Here is a 15,634-nt window from a genome sequence, read left to right as displayed (position 1 = left end):
TTTTGTAGGCCCGGTAAGGCAAAGCCGCCACCGGGCTTTATTTCAAAGATCCCCGAACGTCCCCAAACGATACCCTCGCTCGGCAATCGCGTATTTCAGCGACGGCGACGTCAGGACATCCAGCTCCGCCAGGCGCGGCCAGCAGTAGGCGCTTTTATGCACGGTGTTATCGACAAAGGCAGGATGCGCCATGACCTCCAGCGACCGTTCCCCTCGCGCGGCGGAATCATCCAGCACCGTCAGGAACAGCGCGTCGCTGATCTCTTCTCCGTAAAATGCGCTGCTGAACCCCTCAGTGGTGGTGACAGCGCAGTCCGGCAATCCGCGCACCTCCCGATCCACGCGCATCGCGACGCCGTTGCGCTTTGCGAAATCAGCGACAATCGGGAAAATCGCCGGGATCATATGCACGTGGTGATGGCTATCGATGTGCGTCGGCGCCCTACCAAACACATCAACAAAGCGGTTGAACTGACTCTCCAGCTCGCGGGCAATCTCTTCGAGCGGCAGAGCACCCTGCTCTGCCAGTTCCCAAATCCACTTGCCCAGCTGGCCATCGCGCGTCAGGCCCGGCATTGGAGAAAGCGGCATCCCGAGCGTCAGTACAAAATGCATGCCGACGCCCAGCTCAGGCACCTCGCGGCTCAGCTGCGCCGCGTGTTCAACCGCCTCACCATTAACCAGCGCCGTGGTAGAGGTCACCACACCCCGGCGACAGGCTTCAATAATGCCGTAGTTCTGGCCTTTCGAGAGGCCAAAATCATCAGCATTAACGATCAGCAGGTTTTCCATTGTGCGTCCTCTTATTGCTGTTTGAACTTCAGCTTCTCGATCGTAGCGGCAAAGTTTGGCAACCATTTCTCATGCGCCAGGATCATCTCGCTGGCCAGCTGCTCCGCGTCGCGGTCGGAATGCACCAGCGGGCTAAGGTTCAACGCCAGCAGCACGTCATTGAGTTCGCCGCTTAGCGCCGCATTGCTTGCCGCCACTTCAAAGCCTTTGATGGTATGAATCAGGCCCATGACCTTGTCATCGAAGTGGGTGATACGGGGATGCGGTTTAGCCCCCTCGCGCCCCAGGATGCAGGTCATTTCAACGGCCCAGTCAGCCGGAATATTGTCGATATGGCCATGATGCGGCACATTGACATAGTGCTCCGCCTGCTTGTCGTTGTAGATGGCGTTGATCACTTCGCACGCCGCATCGGAGTAGTAGGCCCCGCCGCGCTGCTCCAGCTCTTTCGGTTTGACGTTCAGGTTCGGATCTTTATACAAATCGAACAGCTGCTTCTCGACCTTCTGAACGATCTGCGCACGCGCGCCGCCCTTATAGTACTCGCCCATTTCGATGGCCAGCATCTCTTTCTGCTTGAAGTAGTAAAGCAAATACGAGCAAGGCAGCAGATTCAGCGAGCGGATCAACCCTTCGCTGAACGGCAGGTCAAAGATGTTTTTCACCGATGCCGCCGTCAGGCGACCGGAAGCCACGCCGTCCAGCAGTTCGGCAAACCGCGATTTACCGTTCACGATAACGTCTTTAATGAACACCATGTGATTCAGGCCGAACAGGTCGATGGAGAGGTCGTCGCTGTCGGTCAGCTCCAGCACGTCGCGGATGAACATCTTCATGCCGATCGGAATATTACAGACGCCGATAAAACGTTTGAAGTTCGTATGCCGATAGACCGCCTCGGTCACCATCCCGGCCGGGTTGGTGAAGTTAATCACCCACGCGTTCGGGCAGATCTCCTGCACGTCTTTGACGATGTCGAAAATGACCGGGATGGTACGCAGGCCTTTAAAAAGGCCGCCCGCGCCGTTGGTCTCCTGCCCCAGATAGCCATGGCTCAGGGGAATACGTTCGTCCAGCTCACGCGCTTTCAGCTGGCCGACGCGCAGCTGGGTGGTCACGAAATCCGCATCTTTCAGCGCCAGACGACGGTCCAGGGTTTTATGCACGGTCAAAGGCACGCCGGCTTTTTCCACCATGCGCTTGCACAGGTCGAAAATAATATTCAGCTTTTCCTGACCTTCCTCAACGTCCACCAGCCATAATTCGCTGACCGGTAATTCATGATAACGTTTCAGAAAGCCTTCCAGTAATTCCGGGGTATAGCTGCTGCCGCCACCAATGGTTACGACTTTTAATTTCTTCTGCATAATATCTCCCTTAGCGTATCAGGTTAATCGCCTGCAAGGTATAGCGTGCTCTTCCCGCTATTTGGGCAAGCCATTAAAGCAATATCCGTGGCGGGTAATCCGCCGACAGTTAATTAATTACCGTTAAATTTTTCCGGTAACTGTTCGGGGTAAATGACGTCAATTTCTTAAAGGTTTTAATAAACAGGCTGGGACTGCTGTATCCTGACTCGTATGCAATATCGGTGACAGAATAGTTGGTGATTTCCAGCTGTTTTTTAGCAAAATTAATGCGGATTTCATTAATAATTTGCACGGGCGTTTTACGATAATAGCGCTGCGTCGCGCGGGTCAGATATTCCTGGGATTTGCCCGACAGGGAGACCATATTTTCCAGCGCATTTTCGCTGAACTGGCCTTTATCGTGCATCAGCTCAACGGTGCTGCGCAGCCACTGTGGAATATCATCCGTTACCTGCTGCTCTTCCCGATGGTGGCGCAGCCGGTTCATCACGTAGAAGGTCACCGTTTCAATAAACTCATCAAATTCATTGTCGCGGAAGTTAAGCGAGGCGATAACCGTTTCAATCCAGGTCATGAACTCGTTTTTGACCCGATAGACCTGAGAGGCCACAAAGCAGAACGGCACCAGCGGCAGATAGTGCTTCTCGAAGAAACGTCTGCTGACGCCCACGTTCAGAATGCGGGTGGCACCAAATTCGTAAAAGCTCTGGTGGTAAGACCCCATCGGCAGGAAGACGAAATCCCCTCGTTCAAGCAGGACGCGCTTACCGTTGATCTCCTGATAGTAGCGACCGGTCAGAACAATCGTGAACTCGTAGTAGTCATGCTGGTGCAGACCGCTGGCGCTCTCCGTTTTGTTGTAGATAACCACGTGAAAATTTTTGCCGTTAAACAGCTGCTGTTCAAGCGCGGTTTTGATTTCCATCGTGCTGACCTCCTGCTACTCAGTCTGACTTACTGCATCTTCTCGTGAAGCTCAATGAGCTCCGCCACCAGCTCGCGCGCCAGCATCGAGGTCATCAGGTGATCCTGCGCGTGGACCAGCACCAGGCTGACCTTCATCTTTCCTTCGCCCTGATCGCTTTCAATCAGCTTTGTTTGCACCAGATGCGCTTCGTTAAGCGCCGTGCGGGACTGTTCCATCATGGTTTTCGCGGCGGCGAAATCCCCCTGCTTGGCCTGCTTCAGTGCGCCATAGGCCAGGCTGCGGGCCTGCCCGGAGTTGATGATAAGCCCCATCACCACTTCTTCCAGATCGTTCTCGGCGGCTTCGTCTGCGACGATACTATCCAAATCTAACATGTTTAAGCTCCTTGTGGCTGGCGCGGGTTTCCCCGCGCCGGTCAATCTTAAAATTTCAGTGAGAGGGCAATATCCTCTTCGCTCTCTTCTTCATCAATGATGGTGGCGGCTTTGTTGGCAATCGCCACGAACGGCATGTACAGCAGGGTGGCAACTCCGAGGTTGAATATCGCCAGCAGGAAGGCCGCGACGCTGCCGTTGGTGTTGAAGAAGGCGCCCAGACCCGCCGGCATGGTCCACGGCGCAATGTTGGTGACCGGTGGGATGATGCCCATGTAATACGCCGTCAGGGTGATAGCGGCCAGCAGCGGCTGAATCAGGATGAACGGAATGAACATTACCGGGTTCATGATGATTGGCAGACCGAACAGAATCGGTTCGTTAATCTGGAAGATGCCTGATGGCAGCGCCAGCTTCGCGACCTGACGGTAGTCAGCACGGCGAGAAACAATAAAGACCGCGATGATCAGACCCAAGGTTGCCCCGGTACCGCCCAGGAAGATATAGGAGTCAAGCATCGGCTTCGCCCACACATGGAAGGTTTTACCCGCTGCCAGCGCCGCGTCAACGGAGCCGTACTGTTGGTAAAGCGCAACGTTTTCCAGTGCCCATGGGGTCATAATTCCGCTGTCCAGCGCGGCCAGTGCCAGTGAACCATGCACGCCAAAGAACCACAGCAGAGAGGTGAAAATCACATACGCCCAACCGACCACGCCACCCATCGAAGCCAGCGGCGTAGAGATAGAGTCCATGATGATCTGGTGGAAGTTTGTGCCCCAGTGGGAGAGCGCCCAGGCGATAATCCCCATGATGGAGAGAATAATGAAGCCCGGAATCAACGCGGAAAATGAACGAGAAACAGAAGCCGGTACGCTATCCGGCAGGCGGATAACCCAGTTGCGGCGGATAATAAAGGTGAACATCTCTGCCACCACCAGACCGATAACAATACCGGAGATGATGTTGGCCCCGCCCAGCCAGTTGGCACCGACGGCATAGGCTTCACCCACGCTGTATGGCGTTACGGTCATAAAGGCGGCGACGGATAATAACCCGGCGGCCAGCGGATCCACCTTACGCTCTTCTGCCAGTGCCATCCCAATAAAGAAAGGCGCCATCAGCGACATAATCCCCAACGTACCGTTGTAGACGTTGCCGCCGATGGCTTTAAAACCATTAAGGGTTTCAATAGTAGAAGCGTCTAACCGAATTCCTAATGAATAAAAGAAGGAACCTTCACCAAAGCTCAGAAAAACGTTGTTAATTAAAACGAACATGGCCCCGGCCAGCGTCAACGGCATTAATTTAATAAAGCCGTTTTTGATGGCATTAACGTGAGGCTGCTTTCCTATTTTAACAGCAAAAGGAAGGAGTACCTTTTCAAGTGAAGCGATGACTTTACTCATAGGAAAATACCCTTAAATGCCGTAACGCATGTTACGGCGTATTGTGTGTGAAATAACTCTTTGACGGGAAAAATAAAAATTAATTAGCAGCTTTTTTAATGGCTGCCACAGCAGCTTTAAGAACACCTAAACCATCAATTTTGCCGTACAGCCCCGAGTCGATCACTTCGACCGGTTTATTCGGTAACAGTCGTTGAATTTCGGGCAACATATAGGCAATTTGCGGTCCCAGTAAAACGACATCGGCTGTCTGACCTTTTTCGCCCGCCAGCGTCTCGGGGAACGCTTCAATCACCACAGGGACTTCATACTTTTCAGCCTGCGCACGCATCTTTGAAACCAGAAGCGAGGTTGACATGCCCGCTGAGCAGAACAGGTAGATATGTTTCTTTTCCATCGTGATTTCCCTCTTGTATGACTACCTGCCATCGCGCTATCACTCGACTCGCTGTCCCGGCAGACAGGTAGCTTGCGTACTGTTGTTTATCGTTGGAGTGAGTATACGCAATGGTACAGACAGGGGATAATTCTGGATAGACTCAAATTGTCTCTCATTGACCTGGCTTGTTGACTCCCTTCACATTTCGGGCAAATAATTCGCGCAAAGAAATAAGATTTTCTGATGCATAAAAAAACCGGCCCTGGGGCCGGTTTTTTACATCCTCAGGCAAGCAGGGTTACTGCGCCTTAGGTGCCTGCGGATCGGTATCGTATTCAGCACAGGTCTGATAGCCGGAGTTAATCACATGGCCGGTATCATCCAGGGCGACAAAGTAGGTTTCTGCCTTACCATCACGTTGACCCAGGATATAGGTCTGGCAGGTCCCTTTCGCATGAATCATGGTCACTTCAGAAGAAGGTTTACCGGCAATCGCAGCCACCTGCGAACGGGTCATCCCTTTTTTAACGTCTTTTACTACGGGCTGCGTAAACTGATCCTTAGTGCGATCGTAAGCCGTACACCCTGCCAGCATAGTCAGTACCGCCGCTGCGCTAAGAATTCCTGCTACGTTCTTGTTCATATTCCGTCCTCTTGTTTATCAGCGTGTTATCTAAGCATGGGATAAAAAGTACTATTGTTCAACTTTGTGAGTTACGCCAGACGAATTTCGGAAAATTCTAATAAAACAACGATAAGCTGCTAAATCGGCGCAAATTAGCGCACTCGAAACTGTGATCCTTGTCGTTTCTCGCCCAAAGGGTTAGTTTTAACAGCTAACACATTCTGTTTATGTACTGCATATGGAGGGCGTGATGGCTCTGCAACAAGAGATTATTCAGGCACTGGGCGCGAAGCCTACGGTAGATGCACATGAAGAGATCCGCCGCAGCGTGGATTTTTTAAAATCGTACTTAAAAAAGAACGCTTTCCTGAAATCCCTGGTGCTGGGCATCAGCGGCGGCCAGGATTCTACCCTGACCGGTAAACTCTGCCAGATGGCGATTTCAGAGCTTCGCGAAGAGACGGGCGATGAGACGCTGCAGTTTATCGCTGTGCGCCTTCCTTACGGCATACAGGCGGACGAGCAGGATTGCCAGGATGCCATTGCCTTCATTCAGCCTGACCGCGTGCTGACCGTGAATATTAAGGGCTCGGTGCTGGCAAGCGAGCAGGCGCTTCGCGAAGCGGGCATTGAGCTGAGCGATTTTGTCCGCGGCAACGAGAAAGCCCGCGAACGTATGAAAGCACAGTACAGCATCGCCGGGATGACCAAAGGCGTCGTGGTCGGCACCGACCATGCGGCCGAAGCGATCACCGGCTTCTTCACCAAGTACGGCGACGGCGGCACCGACATTAACCCGATCTTCCGCCTGAACAAGCGTCAGGGCAAGCAGCTGCTTGCCGCGCTGGGCTGTCCTGAGCATCTGTATAAGAAAGCGCCGACAGCCGATCTGGAGGACGATCGCCCTTCCCTGCCGGATGAAGCAGCGCTTGGCGTCACCTATGACAACATTGATGATTATCTGGAAGGCAAAAAGCTGGATGAACGTACCGCGAAAATCATCGAAGGCTGGTATCTGAAAACCGAGCACAAGCGCCACACGCCCATTACGGTGTTTGACGACTTCTGGAAAAAATAAAGCAAAACGGTAACCCCGTTTAGTAGGCCGGGTAAGGCGTCGCCGCCACCCGGCTCTTTTTTAACCACCACACTCCTGCTACACTGTATACCTGAACAGTATATGGAGCAGTATGTGAGCAGGCGTCAATCCGCCCCGCGACTTGAGTTTGAAGCGGCGGCTATCTACGAATATCCCGAGCACCTTCGCCCCTGGCTTGAAGCATTGCCTAAACAGCCGGGCGTGTACATCTTTCACGGCGAAAGCGACACCCTGCCGCTCTACATTGGCAAGAGCGTTAACATTCGCAGTCGGGTGTTATGCCATCTGCGTACCCCGGACGAGGCCGCCATGCTGCGCCAGTCGCGACGCATTACCTGGTTCCAGACGGCCGGAGAAATGGGCGCGCTGTTGCTGGAGGCTCGGTTGATAAAAGAACAACAGCCGCTGTTCAATAAGCGCCTGCGCCGCAACCGTCAGCTCTGCTCCCTGCAGATAAACGATGGCAAGCCGCAGGTCGTCTACGCGCGCGAGGTCGATTTTTCACATGCCCCGAATCTTTATGGGCTATTCGCCAATAAACGCGCCGCGCTCCAGGCGCTGCAGACGCTGGCGGACGAGCTGCAGCTTTGCTACAGCCTTTTAGGTCTGGAGGCAACCACCCGCGGACGCGCCTGTTTCCGATCCGCGCTGAAGCGCTGCGCCGGTGCCTGCTGTGGGAAAGAGAGCATTGAGGCGCACCACGCCCGGCTCCTCTCCGGTCTGGGGGCCATCAGCGTGAAGTGCTGGCCCTGGGAAAGCGCCGTTGCGCTAAAAGAAGTGGGTGACGCGATGACCCAGTATCACATCGTCAATAACTGGCTCTGGCTGGGCGCTGTCGACGACATCAACGACGCGGCAACCCTGCTGCGCACGCCCGCCGGATTTGACCACGATGGCTACAAAATTCTCTGTAAACCTGTCCTGGCCGGTAAGTTTGAGATCATCGAACTCAATGGCCTGGCAGCCACGTGATTTCGCTGAACAATAAGGTGCCCTGAGCCTCCAGCAGACGCAGCGTATGGGTACCCTCCTCCCAGCTGGCGCCCTGATCGGCCGTCAGCAATTTATCACCCAGCTGCCACGCCCCGCTTAACACAAACACCACCCCCCCGCGTGAGCCAAAGGTGGTAAAGGTACGGTCAGCCACGCGCACCTTCGCCCGGCAGCAGTCGCGCCGGGTCATGATGTTGAAGTCCATCGCCATCCGCCCATCGGAAAGCAGCGCTTTCACCGGCAGATCGCCGGCAAAGCTGTAGGGCTGATGGTGCTTGAGGGTATGGAAGAATGCCTGACCGGCATCCAGCGTCACCTCCCCTCCTTCCAGTAACGTGATCACCCGGTCAACGCCTGGAAACGAGGAAAATTCGCCGTTGCTGGCAATAGTCGCGATACTGGCACGCCATTGAAAATCCCGCGTCGCGGGAGGGAAACAACAAATCTCACGCGTTTCACCCGCACCATTGCGCCAGAGGCTGACCGGCATCTTACGGATATCAAAGAACTCCATCACCACTCCTGAATGGCACAACCCGTGCCAGGGCAAGGATATCGCTATCGTTGCTGTCTTGTTTGTTATCGTTGGGTATTCAAAGAAACAGTATCGGCAGCAGAGCGGGCAGGCCTTAGCGGAACGTTAATAAAAATTCTAACGCCATGACTCTACAAACATTCTCTGATGCGACTACAGGAGCATACCGCGCTGGCGGCGGCAGACAAGAGGGCAGGAAAGAAAAACCGCCGGTCCTGTCCACAGCGATTGCGCTTTTGTGGACAGGATCCCGGCGGTCTTAAGAGAGTGAACCGATTATTCGGTTGGTGCTGGCATTTTACCTTCCATCGCCGGACGTTCTGTCAGACGCTTCTCAAAATTCGCATTAAATTGTTTTTTCTGTTCCGGGGTCAGAATGTTGTAGATCTTGTTCTGGGTTTCCATGTGAGCCAGCATGCGGGCTTTGTGCTGCTCGGCCATTTTGTCGATCTGCGCTTCGGCTTTCGCCTTATCGAAGCTGTCGCTGGCGATGATGTCATGCATCGCACGACGCTCTTCAAGCGGTGGACGTTTCATCTGGTCGCGTTCGCCTTTTCTGATATCGCGGATCTGCTGCTTCTGCGCATCCGTCAGGTTGAGATCCTTGAACATCATCATCTCGTTGTGCATACCCGGACCTTTATGATGCATCATCATTTTGCCTTCAGCAGGCGCGGCAGCGGTAGTGGTCGCAGTATCTGCGGCGAACGCCATGCTGGTAGCGCCCAGAGCCAGGGTAGAAGCAACAAACAGTGCAGTAAACTTACGCATAATTTATTTCCTTTCTTTCAGTTATTCTTCGGCGCTATGCCGTGTTGACGAGATTAACTTTACGGGGTTTATCGTCAATTAGTCAGAGCAACGGTAAAACAATGAAAGTGTAAAAAACAAATTTTCGCCAAATGTGGAGGAAATAAGGATAAAGCGTGGAGAGTTGCAACCAAAAATATTCAATGCGATGATTTTAAAGCGACTTTGCAGAAGTATAACGGAGTGAAGGTGAATAATAAAGCAATTCACCAGGAATATTCTGCAAAACACGTTCACGCGCTTTAATTGCTAAGAAAAGGTATTTTACTTCCCCTCCCGGATGAAGAGAGGGGAAAGGTTCAGGATATTTTTTCCAGCATCAGTCCGGCACGCAGGCCAAACGCCACGCTGGGGTTAGGGAATAAAACATACTCGGTGGTTTTCTGCACCTCGTAACGCTCCTCGCCATCCTCGGCCAGCAGCGCCCCTTTGCGAAACGGCGTGAAGTTTAGAGTATGCGCGGCCATATGGAGCAGGAAGGCGTCGCTGCGCCGCGTGATCTGCTGTACGACCCGATACCGCTCGACGGGCAGATGCGTAGGCTCGGGAGCCGTTCCGCCCAGCAGCGCCCGAAGAGCGAGATGCGTTGGCGCAAAGCGGGTAAGATCGTTTTGCCCAAACGGCAGCGCTTTCCCCAGCTCCAGCGTACAGGACAACGCCCCAAAGTGTTCACAGGTGAAGTGCGTAAAGGTTCCCCCCGGCGACTGGTGAAACACCAGCGCCTCCAGCCCGGCGTCTCCCAGCCAGCTCAGGAAATCTTCCTCCCACGGCTGATTGCGCTGCGGCAGAACGCCGAAGCGAACGTGGTAGGACGCGCGAATTGCCGTATGCAGATCCAGATGCCAGCGCACGGGTCCCGCAGCGGCAAAAAACGGGGTCACGATGTTCTCCAGCCACTGTGCCCGCGCCGTTTCGTCACTCTGCGGAAACTGCGACCAGCGCCCGCCGAACATGCGGTTGATATCGCTGACCAGATACCGCTTGTTTTGCGCCAGCGCAGGCGGATTGCCGAGCACCACCAGCACGCGGCACTTCAGGGTAATCTCATCGCGATACAGCGCGCGCAGCAGCAGATCGACAATCTCAACGGGCGCCGTTTCATTCCCGTGGATACCCGTTGAAAGCAGCAGCGAGAGATCGCTTTTTGCTGTCGGCGTCAGCTCAAGCACCCCGCGGCCCAGCCACCGCCAGCGAAATGAGGGGCCCTCCCCCTCTTTCTGTTCCGGTGTCTTATCGGCCAGGGTCAGCGCCGGTAAATTTTCCATATCCACTCCTTCAGCGCTGGAACGGGTAAACCGATCCCAGCTGCAGGATTGCCGATAACGCGTCCAGCGCCTCGCGTCCTTCACGCAGAAGCTGCGGGTCAACCAGATCCGCCTGCGTTAACCGATCGCGATAGTAGCGATCGACCCAGTCATTCAGGCGCGCAAAGAGCGTATCGTTCATCATGACCGCCGGATTAACCGCCTGCATTTCGGCCTGAGTCAAGACCACGCGCAGACGTAAACAGGCTGGACCACCGCCGTTGGCCATACTTTCGCGCAGGTCAAACACGCGCAGTTCGGAAATGGGGTTATCGGCCTTCACCAGCTCGGTCAGATAGCGCCACACGCCCTGATGATCCCGGGACTCCTGCGGCAGAACCAGCATCATGCTGCCGTCGTCGCGGCTCAGCAGCTGGCTATTGAACAGATACGTTTCTACCGCATCCTGCACGCTCACCGCCTCCGTTGGCACCTGGATTGGCGTGAAGCCACGCACGCGCTCATGCAGCGTGGCGAGCAACTTTTCCTGATGGGCAAACGCCTGCTCGTGGCAGAACAGCACCTGGCGGTTAGAAACGGCGATCACGTCGTTATGGAATACGCCCTGGTCAATCACATGCGGGTTTTGCTGGGCAAAAACCACCTGGGAAGGATTGACCTGATTCAGGCGGGCAACCGCCTGGCTGGCCGCCAGCGTCTGACGCGCAGGGTAACGGGTTGGCGCGGCGTGGCCCCCCTCTTCTCGCCCGTAGATAAACAGCTGCAGGCCCGGGTCACCATAATCGCCCCCCAGGCGGTTATGGTTGGCCGCGCCTTCGTCGCCAAACATCGCCACCTGCGGCAGGGCCTGATGCACCGCAAAAAGGGCGTCCTGGTTGAAAATGGCGCGCAGCACGCGCTCGGTGGTTTCCGCTTCGGTGGCGCGGTGAAACTTGTTATTCAGGTTCGCCACCGTCAGGTGGACTTTGCCATCCAGCGTATCGGCTGACGGCGCGACGGTTGCCGCGTTGGCGACCCACATCGAAGAGGCCGAGCTTGCCGCCGAGAGCAGGTGCGGCGTCTGCGTACCCGCTTTTTCAACCACCTGCTCATCGGTGCCGCTAAAGCCGAGCTGACGCAGCACCGCCACGTTCGGACGCTCCTGCGGCGGGATCACCGCCTGCGGGAAACCGGCATCCGCCAGCGCTTTCATCTTAAGCAGCCCCTGCTTCGCCGCCAGCTTCGGGTTGGAAACCTGAAAGCGGTGCTTCGTGGAGGCTTCATTACCAAAAGAGAGACCGGCGTAGTGGTGCGTCAGCCCCACCAGCCCGTCAAAGTTGACTTCACGCGCTTTCATGGCGATCCCCTCCGGTAAAGTCCAGCCCCGGATTAAGCGTCTCCGGCAGCGTCAGCGCCGGGGTTTCCAGGCTCGCCATCGGCCAGGCACAGTAATCGGCGGCATACCACGCGCTGGCGCGATGGTTGCCCGATGCGCCCACGCCGCCGAACGGCGCGGTGCTCGCGGCCCCGGTCAGCGGTTTATTCCAGTTCACGATCCCGGCGCGCGCTTCCAGCAGCAGTCGATCAAACTTCTCGCGATGAGGCGAAATCAGCCCGCTCGACAGGCCGTAGCGGGTGTTATTCGCCATCGCAATCGCCGCATCAAAATCGTCGTAACGCCAGACGCACAGCAGCGGACCAAAGACCTCTTCATCCGGGACGTTGCTCGCGCCACTCATCTCTACGATGCCCGGCGTCAGCAGCGAGGTTCCTGGCTGAACCAGCTTCGGCTCCAGCAGGGTTTTCGCGCCGCGCGCGACGTGGTCCTGCCAGGCCTTCAGCACGTTCAGCGCGGCCTGTTCGGAAATCAGTCCGCCGATAAACGGCTGCGGATCGGCATCCCACGCGGCAGGCACCAGACGCGCGCTCACTTCAACCAGACGTTTCAGGAAGGCATCCCCCTGTGCGCCCCGCTTCACCAGCAGACGGCGGGAACAGGTGCAGCGCTGTCCGGCGGTAATAAAGGCGGACTGAATCGTCAGGTGCACCGCGGCGTCGATATCGTCAGGGTCTTCCACAATCAGCGGGTTGTTGCCGCCCATCTCCAGCGCCAGGATTTTCTCCGGCTGCCCTGCCAGCTGGCGGTGCAGCTGATAGCCCGTACCGGCGCTGCCGGTAAACAGCAGGCCGTCGATATCGCTCAGCGCGCTCAGCGCCTGACCGGTTTCCCGTCCGCCCTGCACCAGGTTTAGCACGCCCGGCGGCAGGCCTGCCTGTTCCCACAGCTTAACCACCGCTTCGCCGGTTAATGGCGTGAGCTCGCTCGGTTTGAAGATGACGGTATTGCCCGCCAGCAGCGCGGGCACAATGTGCCCATTCGGCAGATGCCCCGGGAAGTTGTACGGACCAAACACCGCCAGCACGCCGTGCGGACGGTGGCGCAGCGTGGCCGCGCCGTCCGGCATGTCGGTGTGCTGTTCGCCGGTACGGGTGTGGTACGCCTTCACCGAAATGGCGATTTTGTTGATCATCGCCGTCACTTCGGTTGTCGCTTCCCAGCGCGGTTTACTGGTTTCAGACGCGATGATGCGCGTCAGTTCGGCCTTGTTTGCCTCCAGCAGCCCGGCAAACTTTTCAACAATTTCCTGGCGCACGGCGAAAGGCTGTTTTGCCCACGCCGGAAACGCGCGGCGGGCGGCATGGCAGGCTTGTTCCACCTGCGCGGCGCTGGCGTCATTCCCCTTCCAGAGCGCCTCTTTTCCTACCGGATTGGTCTTTACGCGCTCTTCGCCTTCGCCCGTGACCCAGTCACCGTTAATCCATAATGTCATGCTGTTTTCTCCTCAGGGCAGAGACGCACCAGGCGAACCGTATCGCCGGCGTTACATTTCAGGGCATCCAGTTCTGCAGCCGTCAGCACCAGACGTTCACATTTGGGGTTGGTCCGCACCAGCATGGCGCGGAAGTTGGCATAATTTTCGTTCGCCACCAGGCACGCCGGCCAGTCGCCCGGCGCGGGCTGGCCTTCAGAGACCTCAACCAGACGGCTTTTACGGATCGCGCGCACGCGGTCGATGTCGCACTCAAGCGTAGGCCCGCCGTCAAAGATGTCGACATAGTTGCGGTAGCGGAAGCCTTCTTTCTCCAGCACCGCGCGGGCGGGTGCGGTTTGCGGATGCACTTCGCCGATCACCGCCTGTGCTTCCGGGCTGAGGAAATGGGTATAGATAGGATGCTTCGGCATCAGCTCGGCGATAAAGGCTTTCTGGCCGGTACCGCAGAGATAGTCCGCCCGGCTGAACTCCATCGAGAAGAAGCGCTCGCCCAGGCTCTCCCAGAACGGCGAGTAGCCGGTGTCGTCGATCACGCCGCGCATCTCCGCAACCACTTTTTCGTTAAAGCGATCGCGGAAGGCGGCCATAAACATAAAGCGCGATTTGGAGAGCAGATAGCCGTTGCCCTCTTTTCGCCACGCCGGGTCGAGGAACAGCGTGCACAGCTCGCTGGCGCCCGTGTGGTCATTGCAGAGAAACAGCGTGGGCAGCGCGTTATAGACGTTCAGCTCTTTCGAGGCGTGAACCATGGTGCCGACGCGGTAGTTGTACCACGGATCGTTAAGCCCGACGGCCACTTCAATGGCGCAGATCCCGGCCACGGTTCCCGTGTCGGTGTCTTCCAGCACGAACACATACCCCTGTTCGCTTTTAGGCAACGTCCCCTGCCAGGTTTGCAGGGCGCGCTCAATGCGCGCCGACAGCGTATTTTCATCGGCAGGAAGCGAGGTCAGCCCGCCTCCCGTCTTACCGGCAAGCTGCATGAGCCCGGCGAGGTCGCCGCGCTCAACGGGACGGATGACCATCATGATGACACCCCGGATTTCACTTTTTCACACGCCAGCGCAAAGCGGTCCAGACCGGTTTGCACCTCTTCCTCGCTGACGATCAGCGCGGGAGCAAAACGCACGACGTTGGCACCGGCAATCAGCACCATCACGCCCACTTTTGCCGCTTCCTGTGAAATAAGTTTAGCTTTCCCGGCAAACTCAGCTGTGAGCTCGCAGCCGATTAACAGCCCCAGGCCGCGGATCTCTTTAAACAGCCCCGTTTTGCCGTTGATGGCGTTCAGACGCTCAACAAACCAGTCGTGGCGCTGCTTAACGCCCTTCAGCACCTCAGGGGCGTTAATGATGTCGAGCACCTGCCCGGCGACGGCGGTGGCCAGCGGGTTGCCGCCGTAGGTGGTGCCGTGGGTGCCGACGGTCATCACGCTGGCGAATTTATCGGTGGTCAGCGTCGCGCCAATCGGGAAGCCGCCGCCCAGCGCTTTGGCGGTCGAAAGCACGTCCGGCGTGACGCCGTAGTGCATATAGGCATACAGCTCGCCGGTGCGGCCCACGCCGGTCTGCACTTCGTCGAAAATCAGCACCGCGTTATGACGATCGCACAGCTCGCGCAGCCCCTGCAGGAACGCTTTTTGCGCAGGAAGCACGCCGCCCTCGCCCTGCATCGGCTCGACGATCACCGCGCAGGTGGTGTCGTTAATCAGCTCGCTGGCGGACTGCAGATCGTTATAAATACCGTGACGAATATCCGGCGGCAGCGGCGCGAAATCCTGCGAGTAGGAAGGCTGCCCGCCTGCGCTGACGGTAAAGAGCGTGCGTCCGTGGAAGGCATTTTTGAACGCAACGATACCGCTCTTGTGGGTTCCAAATTTATCGTGCGCATATTTGCGCGCCAGCTTCAGCGCCGCCTCGTTGGCTTCCGCCCCCGAGTTACAGAAAAAGACTTTTTCGGCAAACGTCGCGTCGATCAGTTTTTTGGCCAGACGCAGCGCGGGCTCGTTGGTAAAGCCGTTGCCGGTATGCCAGAACTTCGCCGCCTGGTCATTGAGCGCCTGACGCAGCGCCGGGTGCGCATGACCCAGCGCATTGACCGCAATCCCACCGGCAAAGTCGATATACTCTTTACCCTGCTGATCCCACAGGCGCGAGCCTTCCCCACGAACCGGAATAAAAGCCGCCGGAGCGTAAACCGGCATCATCCATTCATCGAAATTTTCACGCGTAATTGACAGAGACAT

The 15,634-nt window shown here is 56.5% G+C and carries 16 protein-coding genes; 2 read left to right on the top strand and 14 right to left on the bottom strand.

The window, feature by feature from the left end; genetic code table 11:
* Window positions 1-42 precede the first annotated feature (42 nt).
* The 7 genes from chbG to osmE all read right to left on the bottom strand — a co-directional run bounded on the left by chbG (window position 43) and on the right by osmE (window position 5,892).
* A complete protein-coding gene (chbG, locus tag LRM19_RS04750) occupies window positions 43-792 on the bottom strand; it encodes a chitin disaccharide deacetylase (RefSeq protein WP_115874821.1) in 750 nt (249 codons plus the stop codon).
* Between the two features lie 11 nt (window positions 793-803).
* Window positions 804-2,159, bottom strand: a complete 1,356-nt coding sequence (locus LRM19_RS04745) for a 6-phospho-beta-glucosidase (protein ID WP_115874820.1) — start codon at window positions 2,157-2,159, stop codon at window positions 804-806.
* 109 nt (window positions 2,160-2,268) lie between these two features.
* Entirely contained in the window at window positions 2,269-3,087 is an 819-nt protein-coding gene (gene chbR / locus LRM19_RS04740; RefSeq protein WP_029740446.1) for a transcriptional regulator ChbR, read from the bottom strand.
* A gap of 29 nt (window positions 3,088-3,116) precedes the next feature.
* Window positions 3,117-3,464: a PTS N,N'-diacetylchitobiose transporter subunit IIA gene (gene chbA, locus LRM19_RS04735; protein ID WP_115874818.1), complete on the bottom strand. Its 348-nt coding sequence runs from the start codon at window positions 3,462-3,464 to the stop codon at window positions 3,117-3,119.
* A gap of 47 nt (window positions 3,465-3,511) precedes the next feature.
* On the bottom strand, window positions 3,512-4,870 hold the full coding sequence (gene chbC / locus LRM19_RS04730) for a PTS N,N'-diacetylchitobiose transporter subunit IIC (protein ID WP_032657878.1): 1,359 nt from the start codon (window positions 4,868-4,870) through the stop codon (window positions 3,512-3,514).
* A 79-nt stretch (window positions 4,871-4,949) separates the two neighbouring features.
* Window positions 4,950-5,267 carry a PTS N,N'-diacetylchitobiose transporter subunit IIB gene (gene chbB / locus LRM19_RS04725; RefSeq protein ID WP_008500676.1) on the bottom strand — a complete coding sequence of 106 codons (318 nt, stop codon included), beginning with the start codon at window positions 5,265-5,267 and terminating at the stop codon, window positions 4,950-4,952.
* 280 nt (window positions 5,268-5,547) lie between these two features.
* A complete protein-coding gene (gene osmE / locus LRM19_RS04720) occupies window positions 5,548-5,892 on the bottom strand; it encodes an osmotically-inducible lipoprotein OsmE (protein ID WP_010430142.1) in 345 nt (114 codons plus the stop codon).
* Window positions 5,893-6,124: 232 nt separating this feature from the next.
* Here osmE and nadE point away from each other — a divergent pair, with 232 nt between their 5' ends.
* Entirely contained in the window at window positions 6,125-6,952 is an 828-nt protein-coding gene (gene nadE, locus LRM19_RS04715; RefSeq protein ID WP_271367709.1) for an ammonia-dependent NAD(+) synthetase, read from the top strand.
* A 114-nt stretch (window positions 6,953-7,066) separates the two neighbouring features.
* On the top strand, window positions 7,067-7,945 hold the full coding sequence (cho, locus tag LRM19_RS04710) for an excinuclease Cho (protein ID WP_271367708.1): 879 nt from the start codon (window positions 7,067-7,069) through the stop codon (window positions 7,943-7,945).
* On the opposite strand, the gene ves is transcribed toward cho, so the two are convergent.
* The 7 genes from ves to astC form a co-directional block, all read right to left on the bottom strand.
* Window positions 7,923-8,480: an environmental stress-induced protein Ves gene (gene ves / locus LRM19_RS04705; protein ID WP_115874816.1), complete on the bottom strand. Its 558-nt coding sequence runs from the start codon at window positions 8,478-8,480 to the stop codon at window positions 7,923-7,925. The two genes, cho and ves, sit on opposite strands and share 23 nt — an antisense overlap.
* Window positions 8,481-8,777: 297 nt before the next feature.
* Entirely contained in the window at window positions 8,778-9,272 is a 495-nt protein-coding gene (gene spy, locus LRM19_RS04700; RefSeq protein ID WP_271367707.1) for an ATP-independent periplasmic protein-refolding chaperone Spy, read from the bottom strand.
* A gap of 338 nt (window positions 9,273-9,610) precedes the next feature.
* A complete protein-coding gene (gene astE / locus LRM19_RS04695) occupies window positions 9,611-10,576 on the bottom strand; it encodes a succinylglutamate desuccinylase (protein ID WP_271367706.1) in 966 nt (321 codons plus the stop codon).
* A 10-nt stretch (window positions 10,577-10,586) separates the two neighbouring features.
* Window positions 10,587-11,912, bottom strand: coding sequence for an N-succinylarginine dihydrolase (gene astB / locus LRM19_RS04690; RefSeq protein WP_271367705.1), 1,326 nt, complete (start codon window positions 11,910-11,912; stop codon window positions 10,587-10,589).
* Window positions 11,899-13,386, bottom strand: coding sequence for a succinylglutamate-semialdehyde dehydrogenase (astD, locus tag LRM19_RS04685; RefSeq protein ID WP_271367704.1), 1,488 nt, complete (start codon window positions 13,384-13,386; stop codon window positions 11,899-11,901). The genes astB and astD overlap by 14 nt, the downstream gene beginning before the upstream one ends.
* Window positions 13,383-14,417, bottom strand: coding sequence for an arginine N-succinyltransferase (astA, locus tag LRM19_RS04680; protein WP_115874811.1), 1,035 nt, complete (start codon window positions 14,415-14,417; stop codon window positions 13,383-13,385). The genes astD and astA overlap by 4 nt, the downstream gene beginning before the upstream one ends.
* Window positions 14,414-15,634: a succinylornithine/acetylornithine transaminase gene (astC, locus tag LRM19_RS04675; protein WP_271367703.1), complete on the bottom strand. Its 1,221-nt coding sequence runs from the start codon at window positions 15,632-15,634 to the stop codon at window positions 14,414-14,416. Before astC ends, astA begins: the two co-directional genes overlap by 4 nt.

The sequence above is a fragment of the Enterobacter sp. PI-10 genome (assembly GCF_027947695.1).
Lineage (GTDB): Bacteria > Pseudomonadota > Gammaproteobacteria > Enterobacterales > Enterobacteriaceae > Enterobacter > Enterobacter vonholyi.
Note: the sequence above shows the minus strand (reverse complement) of the source record. Positions and strands in the feature narration are given on the sequence as shown.